This window comes from Algoriphagus confluentis, assembly GCF_036245625.1.
GTDB lineage: Bacteria > Bacteroidota > Bacteroidia > Cytophagales > Cyclobacteriaceae > Algoriphagus > Algoriphagus confluentis.
In genome coordinates this window covers 345,413-368,940 of the sequence record NZ_BTPD01000005.1, presented here as the reverse complement: position 1 = coordinate 368,940, position 23,528 = coordinate 345,413, and the positions used below count along the sequence as shown (strand labels likewise).

The following is a 23,528-nucleotide window of genomic DNA, read 5'->3' as shown; positions in this document are numbered from 1 at the left end:
TCAATGAACTTGTTTCTTGCCTTTGCAAGAACTGGTTGAGACCGCCGTTTCACCGGCTGCTTCCCTTTTGATTTTCTCTCTTTCTGACCCGTTCCTTCCGAACAGGACTGCAAAGGTACGGGATCTTTTTTATCCGGCAAGAAGAAATTTTAATTTTTTTTCTCCCCCTTTATTCCCGATTTTCAACTTCACCTCTCCTAATCCCCTTCCTTTCCATCTTGCCCTGACACCGTTTGCGTCGTTTGGGAGTGCAAATATCTCCCTTTTTTATTCCACAGCAAGGGCCTAATCAGAAAAATCTTTGAAAAAAATATAATGACCTGAAAATGAAGTGTAAAATTTTCTTTCCTATTCTTTGAAATTACTCACCTAATTCTGCTTTGATAGTAAATAAATACGATTCAAACAAAATTAAATTCCGAAATCATGGCAATTATCAATATCTAAATGAAGGTAACGGCGCAAAGTACCTTTTCCTTGGGTCCTTGAAAGAAAAAACATAGCGCAAAGAAACCTCATGGGCTCCTCCAGTAGCATTAAGTCCCAACTTTGATATAGGAAAATCATAGCTGTAGCCTATCTCCAATCCAGACTCGAAACTTATTCCCACCAGACTGACAATAGACTCGTTATTGGGAAGCTCATATTTGGTCGGTAGACCCCGATACCAAATACCCAATACCAAAGGTTCAAAGAAAAACTCCGCGCCGAGATCCAATTGGGAGAATTGCCCTTGCTGCTTATAATTAAAACCAATGGCCACAGATCGCTCTTGATCCCAATTGTTGAAATAATCATTGATATCGCCTGGTGCCAGATTAAATCTGTATCCACCGTGAAGGCTGTATTTGATAGGAAGCTGATTGGAATTGTCAACTAAATAACTGATTTCTGGCTGAAGCAAATGAGCAGCAGCTATACCAAACCAAGCTTTTTCCCCATAATACATCAGTCCGGCATGGGCGTCCAAAGATCTGATTTGACTGTCCCCCTCAAAGGCTTCCCCGGGCTGACCCAAGATCACTCCTCGGTCAATATCCAACTGGGTACCCAAAATCACCCGATCAAACAAAGCATCTCTGGAAACGAAACTGCCCTGAATTCCAGCTTGAATAAAATCCTTTTCAGAAAGCTGAAGCCGATAGGAATACACTAGCCCAATTTCAAAAAGCTGAGTTTGAGTAAAGGACTCGTTCGAGCCTTGCACAATCAATCCTATCCCTGAATTGATTTGATCGATGTATTGATCATAGTAGGCTGTGTAAGCCAAAAAGGTCTGATCCAAAGCAGGCCATTGGTTGCGAAAGTTCATCCCAACCCTACTCATGCCTGTGCTGCCTACACTGCCGGGATTGAGATAAATCGGATTAGCATAATACTGACTATATTGGATATCCTGTCCAGCAGCAGACCCAATCAGAAAAAGTGAAGCAATCAAAATAAATAGTGGCTTTTTCATCTGATCAACCTGAACTTTCCGCTTTCGCTTACCTTTTCACCATCCGTTGCCACACCTGAAAACTTAAAAACATAAACCCCAGCATCCAAAAGCCTTCCTTCCAGCTTGCCATCCCAGCCTTCGGTATTCAGGTCTGAAGTACTGAATATCAATTCTCCCCAAGTATTGAAAATCAAAAGTTCGATAGCGGCAAGTCCCTTCCATTTGGGTAAAAAGGTCTGGTTTTGGCCCTCATTTGGTGTAAATCCAGAGGGAATCATTACCCTATAGCTACGGGTGATTTCCACCGTTTTGGTCATTTGCTCTTCACAGCCCCATCTATCCGATATGGTTAAAATGACTTCAAAAACCCCTTTTTTTCCGAAAACGTGAATGGGATTCTTTTCGGAAGAGGTATTCCCATCTCCAAAGTCCCAACTCCATTCTACAGCTCTCGGGTCTGATAAGTCTGTAAATGCAAGGGGATCATCAGGAAATACCCCTCCTGTGGCCTCATCTTTGATATCCGTTCCTTCGACCACAAAATCAAAATCTACACTCAATTCCTGTTCTTGAATAAAAACCTCTACAGGGATGGGTTCAGAATAACAATCCAAATCCTTGGGTTTGACTTGAAGGTCATAAAGTCCTGATAAATTCACCTGACTCATCTCCTCATTTAAATAGCTCCGCATCTCTGAGGAAAGTAAGTAATCAAAATTCTCTGTATCAAAACCGGGAATGTATGATGTCACATCCAATGATTGCCCGGGCTCACACCCAACCAAAGGGTCTGAAAACGATAATTCGGGCAATTCTGGAAATGAAACCACGAGCTTTTGAGAGAAAGCCGGACAGCCTTTTTGATTAAATCCCAATACTTCAAATTCACCTTCCTCTGAGGCAAGAAAGGTATCAGCTACCTGACCTGCCAATTCCTCCCCATCCTTAAACCATTGAAAACTAACATATTCCTCTCCCCCCTTTCCCTGAAGGAGTACACTTCCTCCGGGACACAATTCTACCGTATTGGATACCTCTACCCCTCCGTCGGCAAAAATCTCAATCGGCTCAGGTGATTCGAAAATATCCAAGGTGATGGAATTCCCGTCGGAGGTCTTTCCGTAATTGTCCGTTACGGTGTAAAATACCTGGACCTTTTTCCCAACAAACTCTTCATTAGGGGTAAAGGTAAATCCCCCGGCATTGTCACTAGCCCTGAATACACCTTCCGGAAGCACCAAAAATCTGTTTTGCTCCAGACATCTTGCCTGAGTACAGACATCTCCCTCATTTTTGGTGATGTCTTCTTTAGTCTTGAAAAACTGCAAACAACGGATCGTACTGTTTTCATTAGGAAGTGATACATCAGCATCTTTGATGAAAAATTGATTTTCACGGCCGGCACAAGAGGTAAAATCCTCAATATCTATCCCTTCTGGAGTTCTCAAGGCCTCATCATTGGACACCTCCACGATAAGATTCCTAATTTCATGAAAATTGGAAAAGCCACCCGTAGAGCCGGTAAAGCCAATTTTCAAATTTTTTGGCGCCGGAAAATAGTAAGGCCTGTCAAATATGGTCACCATCCTTGGTTGATTCAACTGGGTAGTAACCATCATCCTCAAGGTCAAAAAATAACCAGGCCCATCGTCATTAGGCTGGAGTTCCAAAAAGACTTTTCTATAGCCAATCTGATTGGGGTCAGTGACCCTATTGGTTCCGGCACCGCCTGAACTGATGGGGAACTGTGCTCCGGGATTGAATCCATCGTTTCCTGTCTCCATGGTCCTTCTCCCCACTACAAAAGGATACCCAATTGTGCCATTCCCCGGACCCCTCAATACAATAGCATCAGGAGCTCTCGAATCGGGAGCAATAGAGGGAAAACCTCCCACCTTTCCTTGATTGGCCACACCAAAATTCCCGAATTCATCAAATCCGATTCCTATATAAGCATTGGATAGTCCAGGTTCCCCGTCTCTTTGGGCATAGCCTAAAGAACCTCCGAATCCGCCGGGACTAAAATTAGGAGAATCCCCATCAAACAGGAAAACTGTCAATCCATCGGCCAAAAATTGTCCAACACCCCCATAGCTGAAATATTCAAATTCCACTTTGAGCCCATAGGAAGAAGGAAACGGAACATTCACATACACATATCCTCTTTGGTTGAGCTGATTGGAAGTCAGCCGAAGTACACCTTCAGTCAGCCGGGCATCACCTCCAAAAATGGTCTCACTTAAAGTATTGGGTGTCTGAAAAGTTTCGCAATATGGAAAACCAATTTGTCCATACAAGGGGAAGATTCCCACAACCAAATAAAACAGTACCCCAACAAGATTTCTCCGCTTCACCTTATTTAAAACTAATTATCCTGAAATAACTTACTTATTCCCTACAAAACAAAAGCTCCTGGAGATTATCCAAGAGCTTTCATTGAAATCGGTCAAATTTTACCGCAAAATAGTCTGAGTTCGATCTGGTCCTACCGACACCAACTTAATCGGAACCTGGAGCTCCTCTTCCAAAAAGGTGACATAGCCTTTCAATTCTTCGGGAAACTGATCATAAGAGCTAACCTCCTTCAAGGAACAATTCCAACCTTTCATTTTTCTGTACACAGGTTTTGCGTCGATTTCCGCAATTTCGAAGCTTAGCCGATCAATTTTTTCGCCATTTGGCAATTCATAATGGGTGCAGACCAGGATTTCTTCGAAAATATTCAGGACATCAGCCTTCATCATGAAGAGTTGAGTCACCCCATTGATCATGATGGAATACTTCAATGCGGGCAAATCCAACCATCCGCATCTTCTCGGTCTTCCTGTGGTACTGCCAAACTCATTCCCTTCCTTTCTCATGGCTTCTCCCGTCTCGTCGAAAAGTTCGGTTGGAAAAGGACCGCTACCTACTCGAGTACAGTACGCTTTGAAAATTCCGAAAACTTCTCCGATTCGTGATGGAGCCACGCCCAGTCCGGTACAGGCACCAGCAGTCATGGTATTGGAGCTGGTGACATATGGATAGCTACCAAAGTCAATATCCAACAAGGAGCCCTGAGCACCTTCAGCAAGAATCTTCTTCTTGGCTGCCAAAGCTTCATTGACTACATATTCGCTATCGATCAGGTTGAGGGTCTTGATGAATTCGACTGCATCAAAAAACTGTTTTTCCATTTCCGGAAGTGCATCCAAAGAAAAATCATAGAAAGAAAGTGTGGTCTTATGCTTAGCAAGCAAGGTGTCGTATTTTTCCCTGAAATCGGGACTGAGGATATCCCCTATTCTAAGCGCGGATCTTCCGATTTTGTCCTGATAGGTTGGTCCGATTCCTTTTAGGGTAGAGCCGATTTTCTTATCCCCTTTGGATTGCTCGTAGGCAGCATCCAGAAGTTTATGGGTAGGAATGATGATCGTAGCCTTTTTGGAGACGACCAGATTCTTTTTGTAATCAATGGAGAATTTACCCAGGCCTTCGATCTCTTTTTTGAGAATAATGGGGTCCAAAACCACCCCGTTGCCGATGATGTTAAGGATTTGGGAGCGAAAAATCCCTGAAGGAATCTGATGCAGAACGTGCTTGATACCGTCAAATTCCAAAGTATGACCCGCGTTGGGGCCTCCTTGGAAACGGGCAACCACCTCATACTGAGGAGCAAGAACGTCCACAATTTTACCTTTTCCTTCATCTCCCCACTGGAGACCCAGCAATACATCCATCTTCATTTGATGTGCTTTTTAGCCTGTTGATTGATTTTTTAAAAGGCGAAATTTGCGATAAGGGCAAAGAAAACCAAGGGAAAAAGGACAATTATTTGGAACGGCGGATATTGAGGTAGTAGAAGTACATCACGTCTTCGTCCGGTTGATCCTTGGCAACAAAGGCAATTTTATCATTGACTAAAAAATATCGTCTATCCAAATCCGGATTTAAATCAGATAAATTTTGCTCTCCGATTTTTTCGAATTCTTGATTAAAAACCTCAAGGTATAAATCAAAATTTTTGACTTCACCTTGGGAGCGCCCTTTAATCATGCGAAAGAAAATTTCTTCCTCTTCCAGAAAACTAAAAGACCCAAATCTACCTTTCATATTTTCATTTTTGATAAGCTCCAACGCCTCGTTGAAGCTTACCTCATTTTTAATTTCAAGAGGAGCTTCTATTCTTGCAGGAAAACCAAAAGTCTTTGGGAAAAATCTTTGAATGTCATTTTTCCTTATATCATAAACAAGAAATTCACTTTTGAACGGATATGTAATAATCACTTTATCCAGATGAACAAAAAGTTCAGGACTTAAATTGGGAGCCATTTTGGTTTTTCCAAGGTCCACCTCCAAAATCATTTGATTGATTTCCTCATTTTCAAGTTCTAAAGGCACTTTTTGAAATTCATTTTCGGAAACATCGTACCAAACCAAATCAAAGATTTTATTTCTTGAGTCTTGGATAAAAAAGTAAGCTCTGTTTGAATTAGCATCATAGTAGTTACATTCAATAGGAAAAAAAGGTGAATAAGCAATGTTTTGAAAAGGGTTTTCTGGATCAAAAATCGAAAATTCCCTTAAGTGAAATTTTTGTGTTTGGCTGGAAAGACTACTCTTGATTATCAATTCCTTACCCGAAAAAATTAATATAGAATCAGACATAGAGAAAAAAGAATAAAATCGCGGAACAGAGCCAGGACCATCAAATTTCATTTGGACTCCAGATTTGATGATAAGCGAGTCATTTTCAAAAAAAAGTGAATCAAAACTATGGTTTACATAATTATAAATCAGCCCGCTTGACCTATTCCTCCAACTTAAACTTTGCAAATAGTCGCTGCTAAGTCCACTGAATCCCAAGAAAATCTCTTTCCTCTCCGAAAACTCCAAAAAAATATCCCGTCCGGAATCAGTTTTTTTATCCGAACAGGACCAAAAAAGGATTGCTCCCAAAAGGGAATTAATGCTTAGCCTTAAAATCTTCCACCGAATCATAGACGGTGAAAATATTATTTAGTTTGGTGATTATCAACAGCTTTTTTACATGCTCAGAGGGCGAGGTCAAATACACTTCCCCACCTGCATTTCTCATCTTGGTGAGCATAGTGATCAAGAGTCCAATCCCACTGGAGCTGATGTACCGCACCTCACTCAGATCGATCACGAAGGTTTTGGCTCCATCTTCGATAGCATCAGAAACTACCTCGACCAGTTTGGGACCTACCTCGTCTCCAATGAGATCCCCCTGAATGCTCAAATAGTTGGCTTTCTCGTCTTTTTCAGTTTGATAGGTCAGTTTCATCAATTACCGGTTTTGTTTTGGCAGTTGGGTTTGGTACAGCTTCCGTAAAGTATCAGGGAATGATGCATTACTTGGAAGTTCAGAATCTCTCCTACGGTATTTTGGATATTTTGGATGCGCGGATCGCAAAATTCGAGCACCTGATTGCAATCCACACAGATGAGGTGGTCGTGCTGCTTGTATCCGTAGGATTTCTCAAACTGGGCGATGTTTTTACCAAACTGATGTTTGGTCACCAAGTCACATTCCACCAACAGATCCAGTGTATTGTATACTGTAGCTCGGCTTACTCGATAGTTTTTATTTTTCATACTGATGTAGAGTCCTTCTACATCAAAGTGCCCCGAACGGGTATAGATTTCCTCCAAAATTGCGTAACGTTCAGGGGTCTTTCGGAGTTTTTGATTCTCTAGGTAAGCTGTAAATATTTTTTTTACCTCTTCAAAATGGGAAGTTGTCGCAGGCATTTTGTCCTATTTTTTCCAAATATAACTCCTATCTCTCAGAAAAGATTCAACCGCTAGTCAAAGCGCGTCACCTTAATGACCCCGTCCACTTCCTGAAGATTTTTGATCAGATGATCCAAATGCTCGGTACTGTGGACATACAGCTTGATCGTCCCTTCAAAAATCCCGGCGTCTGAGTCCACGGTGATCGAACGCATGTTCACTTTCAGTTCGTTGGAAATGACTTTGGTGACATCGTTGATCAATCCCACCCTGTCCGTACCGAGAATACGTAATCCGGCGAGAAAGGCAATTTCCTTTTGGCTGGTCCATCGGGCTTTGATCACCCGGTTGCCATGATTGGAGAGGAGTTCCAGCGCGTTGGGACAGGAAGTCCGGTGAATTTTAATGCCTTCATTGACTGTGACAAATCCAAACACATCATCACCGGGAATCGGGTTACAACATTTGGCTAAAATGTAATCGACCACGTCCATATCTTCTCCTATCAGGAGCTGATCGTGATCGGGACCTTTTAGGCTTTTAATTTCCTTGGTAAACGTGGACTCGTCCTTGACTTTTCCTGTCACCTTGGCTTTGGATGCCTGGGCCTCTTTGAAATCCTTGAAGGATTTGATGGTCGTAGGATCAATTATCCCCTTCCCTACCCGGTAGTAAAATTCATTAGCCGTCTTCAATTCGTAAAAAGCCCGAAGCTGTTCGACGATTTCAGAATTGAACTCCATTTTCATGGCTTTCAGCTTACGCTGTACGATCTCTTTTCCATCCAGAATGGAAGACCTTTTTTCTTCGCGAAGGGCGTCTTTGATTTTGGCTTTGGCTCGGGAGGTGACCACATTGTTGAGCCAGTCTTCGGTGGGCTTTTGCTTGTTTGAGGTCAGAATCTCCACCTGATCCCCATTTTTGAGCTTATGATTGATCGAGACCAGCTTTTGGTTGACCTTGGCCCCTATGCATTTGGCTCCCACTTCGGTATGAATCTCAAAGGCAAAATCCAAAGCAGTAGCTCCATGGGGAAGTACTTTTAGATCTCCCTTGGGAGTAAACACAAAAACCTCGTCGTGAAACAGGTTGCCCCGAAAGTCCTCCATAAACTCGATGGCATTGCCATCGTTGGACTCCAGCATACTTCTGACTTGGTTGATCCAATCATCCAGACCAGATCCGGTTTTCCCAGAGGAGTCCTTCTCTTTGTATTTCCAATGAGCTGCATAGCCTCGCTCAGCAATTTCATCCATCCGGGTAGTACGGATCTGCACCTCTACCCACTGCCCGGTATTACTCATGACGGTGGTGTGCAGCGATTCATAGCCGTTAGAGCGCGGAGTACTGATCCAATCTCTCAAGCGATCAGGATTGGGTCGATAAAAATCTGTGACAATTGAATATACTTGCCAGCAATCCGCCTTTTCATTTTCCAGATCACTGTCAAGGATAATTCTTATTGCAAAAAGATCATAGACTTCCTCGAAAGGAATTCCCTGCTTTTTCATTTTATTGAAAATGGAATAAACCGATTTCGGTCTTCCCTTTATGGTAAAATGAAAACCCAGTTTGGTCAACTCCTCCTCAATAGGCTGAATAAATTGCCTGATAAATTTGTTGCGGTAGGATCTGGATTCATTGATCTTTTTGACGATGTCCTTATAGGTCGAGGAGTCGGTATACTTGAGATAGAGGTCTTCCAGTTCGGATTTGATGGCATACAAGCCTAATCTATGCGCCAAGGGAGCATAGAGGTACATCGTCTCAGAAGCGATCTTGAGCTGTTTGTGCCTGGGCATGCTGGACAGCGTCCGCATGTTATTGAGCCGGTCGGCCAGTTTGATCAATATGACCCGGACATCATCGGAAAGTGTCAGGAGCATCTTTCGGAAGTTTTCAGCCTGCTGAGAACTCCCATATTCAAATACACCGGAAATTTTGGTCAGTCCGTCAATAATGGTCATGACCTTATGTCCAAACTCCCGCTCGATATCCTCCAGCTCCATATCGGTATCCTCTACCACATCGTGAAGAAGGGCCGAAATAATGGAAGTAGTCCCTAATCCGATCTCTTCCACACAGACCAAAGCTACTTCTAAAGGGTGATAGATGTAGGGCTCACCGGATTTTCTGCGCATATCTTTATGGGCTTCCAGGCTGATATTGAAAGCTTTCTTGATGAGTTTGGTATCCCCGGGTTTGAGAATGGGCTTAGCCTGACGGAGAATTTTCCGGTATCTCTTCAGTATTTCTTTGCGTTCTACTTCGGTATCCGTCTGGATCATGGGTAAGGATTTGATATGAAATTATGGGGTGAGGTTGAATTGATCTACTTTTTTACAAATATTTTTTTGATCCCTTGCCAAAAATCAGAATATGTGCTTACATTTGCATCCACAATTGGAAAACGAGGTCATTTGATCAAATAATCTCGGTCTGATTGAATCCAATGCGGATGTGGCGAAATTGGTAGACGCACTAGACTTAGGATCTAGCGCCGCGAGGCATGGGGGTTCGAGTCCCTCCATCCGCACAGCACAAGCCCTCAATCACTCCACTGTTTTGATCGGACAGGAAAGCGGTTGGGGGTTTTTAGTTCATCATCTGTTTAATTCTACACATCTTGGAAATTACATTAGACAAGCATTCAGCAAATCAAGCTTCAATTAAAATTACACTGAACGAAGCAGATTATCAACCAAAGGTTGATGCCAAACTAAAGGATTATGCCAAAAAAGCTTCCATCCGTGGCTTTAGACCTGGGAAAGCACCTATTTCCATGGTGAAAAACATGTATGGTGTATCACTGTTGGTGGATGAGATCAACAACATTTTGGGAGAATCACTCAACAATTATTTGAAAGAGCAATCTTTCCGAATCCTTGGCGAACCTCTTCCCGTGGAGAAAGCGGATGAATCCATTGACTGGAAAACGCAAAAAGAATTTGATTTTGAATATAAAATCGGTTTCGTAGAAGGGATTAACCTACCCTTGGACAAAAATACCAGCGCAACCAAGTACGACATTAAAGTGGATGACAAGCTGGTCAATGAAACCCTAGAGAACCTCAAGTCCCAATACGGAGAAAGTACCAATCCGGAAACTTCCGAGGCAGGGGATTCCATCTACGGGGATCTCACAGCCGAAGAAGGAGCTATTTCCAAATCCGTTTCACTTCCTACTTCAAAACTCTCCAAAAAACTAGCCGGAAAATTCATTGGAATCGGCAAGGATGCAGAGGTAGCTATTGATGCCAAAGAGGTAAAAAAAGAGGAATGGTCTGAAGCGTTTGGGTTGAACGAAGAAGAAATCGAGCAAGCCAAAGGTGGCTTTACCTTCACTGTCAAAAACATCAACAGAACTCAGGCTGCAGAGCTCAACCAGGAATTTTTCGACAAAATTTTCGGACCGGATCAAGTGACGTCTGAAGAAGAATTCCTCAACAAAGTCAGAGAAACGCTTCAAGGAAGCTATGACAAAGAATCCAAAGTATTTACTGAGGAGGAATTAAAGAAAGTGTTGGTGGAGAAAGCCAAAATCGAGCTTCCTGACGCTTTTCTAAAAGAGTGGCTCCTCAAAGCCAATGAAGGAAAAGTAACTGAAGCTGATGTAGAAAAAGAATATCCTATTTATGCTCAACAGTTGACTTGGTCTTTGATTTCCAATCAGATCGCCAAAGAAAATGGAATCCAGGCGGAGCATGAAGATGTCATTGAAAAGACCAAGGAGATGATTCGCGAGCAGTTTGCATCTTCGGGCTTAGGGTCTCAGCTGGAAGCAAGCATGGATATGTTTGTAGACAATTACCTCAAAGGAAACGAAGGACAAAACTACATGAACATGCTTACTTCGGTACAGAATGACAAGGTCCTTGCCTTTGTTCAGGAGCAGATAGACATGAAGGAAAAGTCAATTTCTATTGACGAATTCAAGGAACTTTTGGAGAAGTAATTCGATTAAGAGAGTTATATTGAAAAGTCCTTTTTATAAGGACTTTTTTATTTTTGCTTACCACAACAAACTCAAAAATGATTAGTAAAGAAGAATTCAGAAAATACGCCATTCACAATCAGGGCGTAAGCGGGACGGCATTTGATCAATATACCACCCACATCGAAAACATGACTCGGTCAGTAATCGAAGAGAGACCGCAGAATTTCCGTGAAATTGATGTTTTCTCCCGATTGATCATGGATCGGATCATCTTCTTGGGCACAGGAGTAGACGATCATATTGCCAATATCATCGTGGCCCAGCTGCTTTTCCTCGAATCTGTAGACTCCAAAAAGGACGTCCTGCTCTATATCAATAGCCCGGGAGGTTCTGTGACTGCTGGATTGGGAATTTACGACACCATGCAGTACATCGGTCCGGATGTAGCCACCATCTGTACAGGAATCGCCGCCTCCATGGGAGCGGTCTTGTTGGCAGGAGGAGCTAAAGACAAACGTTCTGCGCTGCAGCATTCCCGGGTAATGATTCATCAGCCATCAGGAGGCATGCAAGGTCAATCCAAAGACATGGAGATTTCTTTGAAATTGATTTTGGCCATGAGACAGGAGTTGTACCAGATTTTGGCCAACCACACCGGAAAAACCTTTGAGGAAATAGAAAGAGACTCAGACCGTGATTATTGGCTCAGAGCACCTGAAGCAAAGGAATACGGATTGATTGATGAAGTTCTTGTAAAAAAAACTAGATAATGGCTCAAGTTACCTGCTCTTTTTGCGGTAGAAATAAAAAAGATGTGGACCTGATGGTATCGGGCATTTCTGCCCATATCTGTAATTTCTGCATCGACCAGGCACATTTGATTTTGGGAGAAGAAGAAAAAACCAAAAAATCAGGGGCTAAACCTAAGTTTAAGCTCAAAAAGCCAAAGGAACTGACATCCTACCTGGATCAATACGTGATTGGTCAGGAAGATGCCAAAAAAGTGCTGACTGTAGCCGTTTACAACCACTACAAAAGACTTCAGCAGAAGGAAGATCCTGATGAAATCAAGATTGAAAAATCTAATATCATCATGGTGGGAGACACCGGGACTGGCAAAACTTATTTGGCCAAAACCCTGGCTAAAATTCTTGAAGTTCCCTTTTGTATTGCGGATGCTACTGTGCTCACCGAAGCCGGATACGTAGGAGAAGACGTGGAAAGCATCCTTACCCGTCTCCTGCAAGCGGCAGACTACAATGTGGAAGCTGCCGAGCGTGGGATTGTGTACATCGATGAGATTGATAAGATCGCCCGTAAGTCAGACAATCCTTCCATCACCCGGGATGTAAGCGGTGAAGGCGTGCAGCAAGCCATGCTCAAGCTTCTGGAAGGAACAGTAGTGAATGTGCCCCCTCAAGGAGGCCGAAAGCATCCGGATCAGAAAATGATCGCTGTCAACACAGAAAACATCCTGTTTATTTGTGGGGGAGCATTTGATGGAATCGCAAGGCATATAGGAAAGCGCTTGAATACCCAGCCTATGGGCTTCAGCAAAAGTTCAGGAAATGTGGTTGCGGACAGAGAAAACCTCCTTCAGTATGTGACAGCCCAAGATTTGAAAGCTTTTGGATTGATTCCCGAATTAATCGGAAGACTTCCTGTACTCACCCATTTGGATCCACTTCACAAAGAAGCGCTGAAGCGTATCCTCACCGAGCCTAAAAATGCGCTGGTCAAGCAGTACAGTAAATTGATGGCAATGGAAGGAGTGAATCTTAAATTCAAGGAAGACGGACTCGACTTCATTGTAGACAAGGCTGTAGAATACAATTTGGGTGCAAGAGGACTTCGCTCAATTTGTGAAGCGATCATTACCGATGCCATGTATGAGTTGCCATCGGACGACACCGTGAAGGAGCTTGTCATTGATGCGGATTACGCAAAATCACAGTTTGATAAGTCAAAATTCAAGCGACTACAAGTTGCTTAAAAATAAAGAACCCCGGCAAGCGTCGGGGTTTTGCTTTTCTGGGCTATGAAAGAGCCGAGCCCCATATCTCCAAGAGCTCCATGGGAAGATTCTTTCAGAATTTCCCCTAGTCATGAGCTCAATGAATGATTTTTACTTCTTGAAATTTAAAATCAACTTAGCGGCAGTCTCAGATGCACTCCTCTCTCCTATTTTTTCCCGGATCAGATCATACCCCTGAAGCATTTCCCCTTTGTAAACCACATTGGAAAAAATCTTCTGGAGTTCATTTCGAAGGTTCTCAATGGAAAAATCATCCTGAATCAACTCCTTTACCACTTCTCTTCCAGCAATCAGGTTGGGCAAGGAAATAAATGGCACCCTGATCAAACGCTTGGCAATCTGATAGGAAGCCGAAGAGGTACGATAGACCACAAGTTGAGGTACACGGAAAAGGGCCGTTTCAAGTGTGGCGGTTCCAGATGTGACCACTGCTGCTGTGGCATGAAATAGCAAATCATAGGTTTGATTGAACACCAATTTGATTCCAGCTTTTCTGGCAGGTTGATAGACTTCTTCAGGCAAGCTATCCACTCCCGCAATCACAAACTGGGCATTGGGGAATTCCTTCACCAAGGTAATCATCTTATCCAGCATGGCATTGATTTCCTGCTTTCTGCTTCCCGGAAGCAAGGCAACGATGGGCTGATAGCTGAGATCGTTTTTTTGAAAGAAAAAAGGATGGGCTTCAAACTTCCTAATTTCATCCAAAAGAGGGTTTCCCACATAGTGGACTTCCATTCCATACTTGGTAAAAAACTCAGGCTCAAACGGTAAAATACTATAGATTTGGTTAGTGATTTGCTTGAGTTTTATAGCCCGCTTTTGATTCCAAGCCCAGACTTTGGGAGGAATGTAATAATGAACAGGAATCCCGTTTTCTTTTGCAAAGGCAGCAATTTTCATGTTAAACCCGCCATAATCTACCAAAATCAGAGCATCGGGCTTAAATTGGAGAAGGTCTCTTTTTATCAAATTGAGGTATTTGATCACCTTCCGAAAGCCTAAAATCACTTCCAAAAACCCCATCAATGCCACTTCAGAATAATCCACAGCCAAGTCTACACCCGCATCTTTGGAATAGGACCCGCCCATCCCTCTAAAAGACAAGGATGGATCCTTCGCTTTTAGTGCCAAAACGAGATTGGAGGCGTGTAAATCTCCCGAACGCTCTCCAGAAATGATAAAGATTGATTTCAAATGGGTAAATGGTAAGTTGTAAGTAGTAATCGGTTAATTAGAGGATCAAGAATTAGTGAAGCAAAACAAATTTGCTTTGGAAATCATAGAATTGAGTTTTCGATTAATGAGATCACATTTTTCAAGAACCGATTTCAATTCTTCTTGTGAAATCAAGTCACAATCATACGCCACTTCTATCCAATGCCTTGTTTCATATTGTTCAGCATCGCTGTCAGTTAATTTTGATATGAAATGGTTAATGTATTTTCTTTTGGCCCATGATTCAGCTATTTGAGCACCTATGGATCTAGAAGCTCGCCTTATTTGGTCGGTAAGAGAATACTTTTCTTCGGAAGGGAATTTACTTGAAATGGAATAAACTTCTTTGGCGAGTTCCCGAGAAAGAATATAGACCTCCAGTTCAAAATAATTTTTTACAAAAGCCATAAAAAATGAATAGGACTATTTACTATTCACAATTTACAAAAATACTATCCCTTGTACTCTACAAAGTTCCTCGGAGTTTCATACAGAGTCAACTTATACAATCCACCGTTTGGAGTAATTTCTTTTACTGCAGGCTCCAAAATCTTCCAAAATTCCATGACTAAAATCTCACAGGAAGCCATTTTACCCTGCATAAAGTCTACATCCATATTCAGGTTTTTGTGATCTACCTTGTCGATCACCAACCTCCGAATGAGGGTACTCAATTGCTTTAAATCCACCACAAAGCCTGTTTCAGGATCAGGAAGCCCCTTAACGGTCACGATTAATTCAAAATTATGCCCATGCCAATTGACATTGGCACAAGGTCCAAAAACTTCAAAGTTTTTTTTGTCAGACCAGTTGGGATTCCAAAGTTTATGGGCAGCATTAAAGTGCTCCTTGCGGCAAACGTAAATCATCACATATCCAATAAGTCTGCAAAGCTAAAAAAAAAGTCCCTCAAGGAAAACTGAGGGACTAAGGTGAATCAAGTTCCTTGATTGAGCGCTCTGATCAAAAGCCGGATATCATTGGTCTCTTTGAGATTGAGATTCAGGGATTTTTCCAATGCAGCCACTTTTTCATAATCCTCTCCGAAGATCTTCTCAAGATCTTTTTTTTTGTTTTTGAACAGGTAGATCTCTCCGTCTTTTGCCACAAAGATATCTTGCAAGGTTTGAAAAACTTTGGAGGCTTGGGCCCCATAAGTAGCCCCTACATCGTTTGTCATGATTTTGTAGTCATGACTGTAAAGAGAATACTCGCCTTTTTCCAATACCCGTATGAACCTTTTTTGAGATAAAGTAGGGAGAACAAATTCAGAGGTGTATTCTGCCATTTCTCCTTTATCATTGATATAGGCAAATCCTGCTAGCTTATCCGCACTGTATGCGAACAAAGAGCCACTCATTTTGTACTCCAGCGTATTATCATAGCCATTGAGGGCAATAGATAGGCCTTCAACTGTTTGTCCATTGGGAAGGAGAAGATTTCCAGTCCGAAAATCTTCAATATACTGACTTCCTTTTACCTCTTGATAGGGATTAGTCATAATGGGACTTCCGGTACCTGTATCCCGGAGTACAGTCAATTGTGCCATGACCAACGAATTCATCCCTAAAAGAAAAAGAAGCGGAATTAATTTGATCGTTTTCATAATAGTTGGGAAAAAAAAGACCGGAAATCCCGGTCTTTTTGGTTATAAGTTAATCAAGCGCCTTCTGCAGGCGGGTTGGGTCTGGTTATTCTCAGCTGTACTCTTTTGTAGTTTTCGCTTGGTTGGATACTTGAGTTTCCTTCCAATTGAAGCAAAAGGTCAACTGAACCTCCGATAGCACCAGTGTCAGGTATAGTCACAGTCAAAGTTCCAAAGCTGGAATTGGCAGGAATAACCAAAGTACCGGAAGTGGTGTAATCCGTACCGGATACTGCGGTGGTACCTTCTGCCACCACGGTGTACGTGATGGTTTCGTCCACAGATCTTTGGGCAGCTACCAAATTTACTTGGAGGCTGACAGATCCTACGGTATTAGCCACGGTGATTCTTGGATAAGTTTGACCGGCAGCAGGAGTTCTGACTACCGCATCTTGAAACTCAACCAAAGCTCCTTCCCATAGTGGGTAGTTTTGTTCAATGCAAGAAGAGAAAACAAGAACTAAGGCTAAGGTTAATAAAGAAAATATCTTTTTCATGATTTCTGATTTTAGTAGCCTCTGTTTTGGTTTAGGTTAGTATTACCATCCACTTCTCTTTGAGGGAGTGGAGGTAAAATTCTGAAGTCGTCAAATTCAACTCTCACACTAGGAGTAGTTTTAACGATCGGTCTTCCGTAACGCTTCAAGTCAAAGAATCGTTGTCCTTCGAATGCAAACTCCTTGAATCTTTCCAAAAGGATTTCTTCAAGCAGCGCTTCACCTGCCAAATCCACTTCTTCTAAACCTCTCAGTCCTTTGAAGGCATTAAGCTCAGCAAGAGCCGCACCTGCATTTCCAAGTTGATAGTTAGCTTCAGCTCTGTTGAGATGCATTTCTGACTTTCTAATTACAGGGACATTGTCCCCGTAAGCAAAACCGCTTTTGGACATGAATTTGGTACACTCAATCTGACGACCTGCACCTCTTACGTTATTTCCGGTCGTGTAGAGTCCTGCCCTAACGTCGTCATTTCTGGTTACATCCCAGTTGTTGTTATCGGAAGCAGGCTCACCGATTTGAATTTGAGACAATCCAAAGAAATCTCTTACTGTAGCATTGGGGATGAAATCACCCCAGCCACCTTGCGCATTTTTGTTAGACAAGTTGAGCAAAGCAGTGAAAGAAGACTGAAGCGATTCGTTGACACCAATTGCCTCTTCAGCCAATGCAAATCTTACTTCGAACATCGACTCAGGGTTTACTGGTGCTCTCCAGCCGCTCACGTAAGCATCTCCTTCAAGAACAACACCGACACTGCTATCCAAAGCCAGGGTGGACTCAGATACAGCTTTTGCCCAATCTCCTCTGTAAAGTGCAACTCGGGACAACAATGCCGAAGCAGCTGCACTTGAACCATACTGAACGCCTCTAGAAGTAAGCAAACGCTTAGCATCTTCCAAATCAGAATAAATCTGATCATAGACAGCATTGATAGTTGCTCTTGGAGTTTGTCTGTTGAATGCGGCCTGAGAAGTGATTACACCCTCGGTGACCAAAGGAATTCCTCCCTCATCCGTCACACCTGGCTGATAAATAGCCGTTGGGATGTAAGAGTAGATTTTTATCAAATCAAAGTAGTAGAGTGCTCTCAGAAACTTGGATTCTCCTTCCCATCTTGCCAATTGTGCAGCAGAAGCTCCCTGCACGGTACCCAAGGCATCGAGAATAAGATTTGCCTCATTGATGGCAAAGTAGCTGTTCAACCAAATATTGGTGTTTTGGATAGTACCGTTGAAGTGAGCGTTAGGCTGATTGTTATTTTCACCTATCAAACGGCCAGAATTACTGGTAGTCTGTCCCACGTCAGCTAAAGCGTCTGACAGGGCAAAAAGATTCCTGCCATAATTTGCCGCGGACCGAAGTCTTGAGTACACGGAGTTGAGTGCCGCATCTACTGCATCAGGAGTATTCAGCGCACCGTTAGCATCGATCGACTGTCTAGGATCTACCTGAAGAGCACTGTCACATGAACCAAGCAGGCAAGACCCTGCAAGCACAATAGAGAGAACTGCTTTATTTATAAATTTCATTTTTTTCATCTTTTTGGGTGATTAGAATCCAATTTGAACCCCTACAGTATAGTTTTTGGTCAAAGGAATCAGACCTGTCGCTGCACCGGTAAATTCAGGATCATATCCAGGATAATCTGTGTAGGTCCACAAGTTCAATCCCTGTACATAAACTCTGGCTCTGGAAAGACCGATTTTGCTGATCAAGGTAGGATTGAAATTATAGCCAACAGTCACTTGTGACAATCGGATAAAGTCAGCTTTCAAAAGGGATGCCGTTCCTGTGTTTCTTGAAGCTCCTCTGGTTTCATTTCCAGCATTAGTAGTCAAGTTTCTTGGGATATCGGTGATTTGACCTGGCTCTCTCCAAGATCTATCATTCACTTCTCTTAGTGCATTCAAGGTCAGACGAGTACCGTTTTCTCTCAAGAAGTTATACTGACCGTCTGTTACGATAGCTCCGTATTCGTAAGTAAAGAAAGCAGTCAATTCAAAACCTTTGTAAGACAAGGTGTTATTGAAACCTCCATAGTGTGTGGCTAGGTTGGAACCATAGTAGATTCTATCCGCTGCCAAAGGAAGGTAAGTGATGTTTCTGTTGATATCATACCACATCGGACGTCCATTGGATGGATTTACGCCTGCATATTCTTGAGTAAACCAAGCACCGGGTGCCTGATCACCGGCAAAGGCAGGGTTTCCTACTGGCTGTCCTACCGCAATACCTGGGTTTGCTGGAAGAAATTCCAAATCATCATACAAGCTGATCACTTGGTTTTTGATGTAAGTGAAGTTGAAAGTAGAGTTCCATCGGAATCCACCTCTGTCAAGGATTACCCCTGACACTTCCACTTCAATACCCTTGTTTTGCAATTCACCTACGTTGTTGGCAATATCGGAGAATCCGTTAGTCCAAAGGATAGGCTGATCCAAAAGGAGGTCTTTGGTTCTTCTGTCAAATATGTCAACAGAACCTGTCAATCTGTTTCCAAAGAAACCATAATCCACACCGAAGTTTAAGGTAGTGTTGGTTTCCCAACCCAAGTTCAAATTAGCCAAAGAAGAAGGTCTAATTCCGGCATTTCCGGAATAGTTACCCGCACCGGTGTAAAGGCCTCTAGCAGCAAAGTTTCCGATTTGGTCGTTACCGGTCAAACCATAAGAAGCACGCAACTTCAATTCACTTACCACGCTAGAAGATTTCAGGAACTCTTCTTCTACCATGCTCCAACCTACCCGGATGGAAGGGAACAGACCATATCTGTTATCCTCACCGAATCTGGAAGAACCATCGTAACGAGCCGTCACAGTAGCCAAGTATTTCTTCTTGTAGTCATAGTTGACAGATCCAAAGAAACCAACTCTTCTGTATCCTGTCCAAAATCCGGACAAGGATTCAGGAGTAGCGGCAGACTGAATGGTTCTAAATTGGAAAGTTGGGAATCCAATTCCTGCCCCGTTGATCCCCTCACGGGTTTCAGAAAGGAATTCAAATCCTACCAATGCAGAAAGGTTATGAACTCCATTGTAAGTCTTGTTCCAGTTCAAGGTCTGAGTAGTGATGAATCGGGTTCTCCAGTCTTGCTGCTGTGAGCTTCTACCTCTTACACCGGCTCCATCAGGAGTTCTCGGATCAGTGTATCGGTCACCTTGAAGCAATCTGTAATCAATACCAAACAAGGAACGGAAGGAAAGATTGGGAAGAATCTTGTACGTACCGATCATGTTACCCACCACTGTGTTTGTTCTTTGCAAACCAGAGTTGTACTCATTAACCAATACTACGTTTTGGCCCAACACACCGCCAATGGCAGTATTGAAGGTGCCATCTTCATTATAGATTGCGTTGTGAGGAAGAATTGCAGAGGAGGAGAATGCAGGGCTACCCAAGAAGGAACCAGACACTGCAAATGGAACATTTTGTTGGAAAGTAGACAAGTTGATGTTGGTCTCCAAGCTCAATTTGCTATTGGCCTGATGAGTCAAAGCAACAGGACTGTACCTCTTTCAAAGTCTACAGGTTTGAAAGAAGATTCCTGGTAATTGTATGAACCGGATAGGAAGAATGTCGTCTTGTCATCACCACCTGATACAGATAGTTCGTAGTTCTGAAGTCTTCCGGGGCCCATTACCTCTCTTTGCCAGTCATAAGTAGGAAGATCCAAACCGATTTGGTTTAGCTCTTCTCTTGAAAGCTGCTGCCAGTTGGAAGGCAATCTGCCCATGTTGTTCAACGTATTGGCTTCTGGCAGGGTGTTTCCGGAATTGATGTAAGCATCTCTTCTCATCTCGAACCACTCGGCACCGCCCAAGACGTCGAGGTATTTCAAAGGCTGGGTTTCACCGGCAAATGCATTGAATTCAAATCTTGCCTTGCCTTGCTTACCTTTTTTGGTGGTGATGATCACTACCCCGTTAGCAGCCTGAGAACCGTAGATCGCAGCAGATGCCGCATCTTTCAAGATTTCCATAGACTCAATGTCGTTAGGATTCAAGAAAGCCAATGGGTTAGACTGGGTAAAAGAAGCGTTGGACTGGTTGTTCAGCTGAACACCGTCCACAATGAATAAAGGTTCGTTACCAGCATTGATCGAACCCACACCACGGATACGGATGTTAACAGCACCACCTGGCAGACCACTTGAGGATCTTACCTGCACACCGGCAGCACGACCTTGCAAGGCACGGTCAAATGACTGCAATGGCAAGTTTTGAATGGCTTCTCCTTTCACCGAAGAAACTGCCCCGGTAACCTCTCTCTTTGGCTGGGTACCGTAACCTGTTACGATGACTTCACCCAAAGCAGTAACATCGGATTCCAAAGCTACGTCGATGGTAGTTCTGTTTCCGATATTCACCTCTTGGGTGGTCAGGCCCACAAATGTGAACACTAATACATTGCTTCCGGCAGGGACGCTGATTGAATACTTGCCATCGATGTCAGTGGCAGTACCAATAGTCGTTCCCTTTACCAGAACTGTTGCACCTGGTACACCCATACCGTCTTCGGTAGAGGTTACTGTACCGGTGATCACACGGCTTTGGGCAAATGCAGCTGCACTTACCAAAAACAGCATGAGTCCTAGAAGTAAAACTTTCCTCATATTGGTTAGATTTTGGTTTAATTTAGTTCCAATGATATTTGGAATAATTCACATTACAAAGGCCAATACCACGAACGGTAAGGAAAAGTTTGATTGAAAAAATTATCTAAAAAGGCCACTGGACCATATTTTTCAGAATAAAATTTGGGAATTGAAGAGTATTTTAATTTTCTGACATTTTTTCTAAATGATATCTCAATGTTAACAAAAGTTAATTTTGATAAAAAAAACATAAACATCAGGGTTAAATTTTTCATTTACATAAACTGGTAAAGGCAACCAAAAGCCCATTTTAAAAAAAAACTCATTTTTTTATAATGACTTATACAGCTTCAAATACACACTTATATAAACATTTGTAGAATAAAATTCTGCTCTTATTATATAAAACCCTAAGTTATTTCTTTCTTTTAATTAAAATCTAAAAAGCAGATAACCAAAATATACTTTTGCAAAATTTAATTTTGAAAAAAGTCAAAGAACCTTGATCGTGATCCTCCTGTTGAGGGCCTGATTTTGGGAGGTGGTATTGGGAACCATCGGCTGAGTATCTCCTTTTCCTTCCACTAGAATTCTTCCGGGATGAAGTCCCTCTTTGACTAAATAGCCCTGAACACTTTTTGCACGCTCCAAACTCAGGGTCTTATTGTAACCTGCATTTCCGACATTGTCTGTGTGCCCGGTGATCAATACATTCACATTGGGGTTTTCCATCAGAAATTTATGCAATCTCTTCAGGGAAGAAAGGGACTCCGGCTTCAGATCATATCGGTCAAAGTCAAAAAACACATTTTCAAATACAAACTCTTCACCGGACGCCACCGGAGTCAATTCTACCTTAAGGTCTTTGACATTTTGAAGCTTATCCCGCTCTACATTATATATTTTGGGCAAAAAGCCTTTTTTCTCCACATACAATCCTGAAACCGCCTTTTCGGGATACAGCATCAAAAAATCCCCCGTTTTCCCATCGGATCTAAACTGGTAAAGGGTACTGTCGTTGGTGAGTGAAACCAAAGAAAGTGTAGCATCCATAGGTTCTCCTGTCTTCGCATTAAATACCTTGCCCTCGGTTACCGTCAGGTTTTCGCCCAAATAAATCTCCTCCGGAAATTTGAACCGATATAAAAGTGAGCGGTCGTTTTCGGTTTCATTTTCAGCCTTGCTGAGTTCTGTATAGTAGGCAAAGTCCTTTTGAGCGGTGATAAACAGTGCCACTTGATCCAATTGATCGTTTATTGGAAGTCCCAGGTTTTCCGGACTTTGAAACTGCCCATCCTTTACCCTCGAAAGAAAAATATCCATTCCTCCAAACCCTTGATGTCCATCAGAGGAAAAGAAAAGGATTTCATTGTTGAAAAACATAAACGGTGAAATCTCATCCTTAGGAGTATTTAAGGTACTTCCGAGATTTTTTGCTTCAGACCAACTCCCGTCATTTTGCCTGACCGAATACCAAATGTCATTCCCACCGTATCCTCCTTTGCGATTGGAGGAGAAAAACAACAATCTTCCGTCAGCCGAAAGGGAAGGTTGAGAATCCCAAGATCTGGAATTCACCTTGGGCCCCATGTTATTGGGTCTTTGCCAAGCCCCGTTGACCCGGTAGGCAATGTAGAGATCACAACTCCCTTGGGAGTCGGGTGCATCACAGGAGGTATAAATCAAAATATTGCCGTCTGCTGTCACAGAGCAAGTTCCCTCATTGTATGGAGAATTGATCGTTTGGGAAATACCCTGGGGAGGCGTCCATCCTCCATCTTCTTTGATAAATGCGGTGTAGATATCCTCTTTGTCAAAATTCCCAGTCCCATCCCTTTTGGTGAATAGAATTTGATTTCCATCGGCCGTCAGGACCGGAAAATATTGCAACTGGAATTCATTCAGGGGATGGGGAAGCACCTCTTTGGTAATCTCTCCAATATCTCCTAACTGAGATCCTAAAAAATCCATTTGGGATTTCATCTGAGAATAATACATGGACTTTCTGAAGGACTCGTCCAAAATCGGATCTACCTCCTGAAACTGCCGATAGGCTTCCTGAAACTTCCCCTGCTTGAGATATAAATTGGAAAATAGCCATCCGTAATCTGCCGCGTGTTTGGGTGTGGCATTTTTCCCTTGAAGCTTAGATTTTCCTGCCAGGGCTACTTTTTCAGCTTCGCTTAGGTCACCTAGGGTGATCAAAAGCTGTGAAGCCTTAACATAAGCTTCCAAAAAAGACCCTTCTCTCGCGATTGCAGCCCGATATTTGGCCAAGGCTTGATCGTACTTTCTGGACAGGGTCAACTCCTCTCCTTCTTGATACAGTTTAATTGCCCTATTATCAATGATCGAAAATTGCTGTGCACTCAATGGAAGTGCCAGCAAAAATCCGAGAAGGAAAAGGTAAATAGGACGCATG

At 42.7% G+C, this 23,528-nt stretch carries 19 protein-coding genes and 1 tRNA gene; 4 read left to right on the top strand and 16 right to left on the bottom strand.

What is annotated here, in order from left to right; translation table 11 throughout:
- Positions 1-436: 436 nt before the first annotated feature.
- The 7 genes from AAA943_RS09890 to AAA943_RS09860 form a co-directional block, all read right to left on the bottom strand.
- Positions 437-1,459 (bottom strand): PorP/SprF family type IX secretion system membrane protein, encoded by a 1,023-nt coding sequence (locus AAA943_RS09890; protein ID WP_338224068.1) that lies wholly within the window; start codon positions 1,457-1,459, stop codon positions 437-439.
- Entirely contained in the window at positions 1,456-3,795 is a 2,340-nt protein-coding gene (locus AAA943_RS09885; protein WP_338224067.1) for a PKD domain-containing protein, read from the bottom strand. Before AAA943_RS09885 ends, AAA943_RS09890 begins: the two co-directional genes overlap by 4 nt.
- Before the next feature lie 99 nt (positions 3,796-3,894).
- Positions 3,895-5,166 (bottom strand): adenylosuccinate synthase, encoded by a 1,272-nt coding sequence (locus AAA943_RS09880; RefSeq protein WP_338224066.1) that lies wholly within the window; start codon positions 5,164-5,166, stop codon positions 3,895-3,897.
- An 85-nt stretch (positions 5,167-5,251) separates the two neighbouring features.
- Positions 5,252-6,139, bottom strand: a complete 888-nt coding sequence (locus AAA943_RS09875; protein WP_338224065.1) for a hypothetical protein — start codon at positions 6,137-6,139, stop codon at positions 5,252-5,254.
- Positions 6,140-6,386: 247 nt separating this feature from the next.
- Positions 6,387-6,728 (bottom strand): STAS domain-containing protein, encoded by a 342-nt coding sequence (locus AAA943_RS09870; protein WP_338221957.1) that lies wholly within the window; start codon positions 6,726-6,728, stop codon positions 6,387-6,389.
- The gene (locus tag AAA943_RS09865) at positions 6,728-7,195 is read right to left on the bottom strand and encodes a Fur family transcriptional regulator (protein ID WP_338224064.1); all 468 of its coding nucleotides are present in this window, start codon (positions 7,193-7,195) and stop codon (positions 6,728-6,730) included. Before AAA943_RS09865 ends, AAA943_RS09870 begins: the two co-directional genes overlap by 1 nt.
- 53 nt (positions 7,196-7,248) lie before the next feature.
- Positions 7,249-9,465, bottom strand: a complete 2,217-nt coding sequence (locus AAA943_RS09860; protein ID WP_338224063.1) for a RelA/SpoT family protein — start codon at positions 9,463-9,465, stop codon at positions 7,249-7,251.
- 166 nt (positions 9,466-9,631) lie between these two features.
- Between AAA943_RS09860 and AAA943_RS09855 the strand changes: the two genes are divergently transcribed.
- From AAA943_RS09855 to clpX, 4 genes are all read left to right on the top strand, one after another.
- Positions 9,632-9,713, top strand: a tRNA-Leu gene (locus tag AAA943_RS09855).
- Between the two features lie 90 nt (positions 9,714-9,803).
- Positions 9,804-11,132 (top strand): trigger factor, encoded by a 1,329-nt coding sequence (gene tig, locus AAA943_RS09850; RefSeq protein WP_338224062.1) that lies wholly within the window; start codon positions 9,804-9,806, stop codon positions 11,130-11,132.
- Positions 11,133-11,209: 77 nt separating this feature from the next.
- Complete coding sequence (locus AAA943_RS09845; protein ID WP_338224061.1) at positions 11,210-11,884, top strand: ClpP family protease; 675 nt, start codon at positions 11,210-11,212, stop codon at positions 11,882-11,884.
- On the top strand, positions 11,884-13,107 hold the full coding sequence (gene clpX, locus AAA943_RS09840) for an ATP-dependent Clp protease ATP-binding subunit ClpX (RefSeq protein WP_338224060.1): 1,224 nt from the start codon (positions 11,884-11,886) through the stop codon (positions 13,105-13,107). Before AAA943_RS09845 ends, clpX begins: the two co-directional genes overlap by 1 nt.
- A gap of 132 nt (positions 13,108-13,239) precedes the next feature.
- Here clpX and lpxB read toward each other — a convergent pair whose 3' ends face one another.
- The 9 genes from lpxB to AAA943_RS09795 form a co-directional block, all read right to left on the bottom strand.
- A complete protein-coding gene (gene lpxB / locus AAA943_RS09835) occupies positions 13,240-14,346 on the bottom strand; it encodes a lipid-A-disaccharide synthase (RefSeq protein ID WP_338224059.1) in 1,107 nt (368 codons plus the stop codon).
- A gap of 45 nt (positions 14,347-14,391) precedes the next feature.
- Positions 14,392-14,775: a four helix bundle protein gene (locus AAA943_RS09830; protein ID WP_338224058.1), complete on the bottom strand. Its 384-nt coding sequence runs from the start codon at positions 14,773-14,775 to the stop codon at positions 14,392-14,394.
- Between the two features lie 44 nt (positions 14,776-14,819).
- Entirely contained in the window at positions 14,820-15,236 is a 417-nt protein-coding gene (locus AAA943_RS09825) for a 6-pyruvoyl trahydropterin synthase family protein (RefSeq protein WP_338224075.1), read from the bottom strand.
- A gap of 68 nt (positions 15,237-15,304) precedes the next feature.
- The gene (locus AAA943_RS09820; protein WP_338224057.1) at positions 15,305-15,973 is read right to left on the bottom strand and encodes a hypothetical protein; all 669 of its coding nucleotides are present in this window, start codon (positions 15,971-15,973) and stop codon (positions 15,305-15,307) included.
- Between the two features lie 53 nt (positions 15,974-16,026).
- Positions 16,027-16,509, bottom strand: coding sequence for a DUF4843 domain-containing protein (locus AAA943_RS09815; protein ID WP_338224056.1), 483 nt, complete (start codon positions 16,507-16,509; stop codon positions 16,027-16,029).
- An 11-nt stretch (positions 16,510-16,520) separates the two neighbouring features.
- Positions 16,521-18,041, bottom strand: a complete 1,521-nt coding sequence (locus AAA943_RS09810) for a RagB/SusD family nutrient uptake outer membrane protein (protein ID WP_338224055.1) — start codon at positions 18,039-18,041, stop codon at positions 16,521-16,523.
- A 21-nt stretch (positions 18,042-18,062) separates the two neighbouring features.
- Positions 18,063-19,976, bottom strand: a complete 1,914-nt coding sequence (locus AAA943_RS09805) for a SusC/RagA family TonB-linked outer membrane protein (protein ID WP_338224054.1) — start codon at positions 19,974-19,976, stop codon at positions 18,063-18,065.
- A gap of 26 nt (positions 19,977-20,002) precedes the next feature.
- Positions 20,003-21,124, bottom strand: coding sequence for a SusC/RagA family TonB-linked outer membrane protein (locus AAA943_RS09800; protein WP_338224053.1), 1,122 nt, complete (start codon positions 21,122-21,124; stop codon positions 20,003-20,005).
- A gap of 474 nt (positions 21,125-21,598) precedes the next feature.
- Positions 21,599-23,527, bottom strand: a complete 1,929-nt coding sequence (locus AAA943_RS09795) for an OmpA family protein (protein WP_338224052.1) — start codon at positions 23,525-23,527, stop codon at positions 21,599-21,601.
- Position 23,528: the final 1 nt, after the last annotated feature.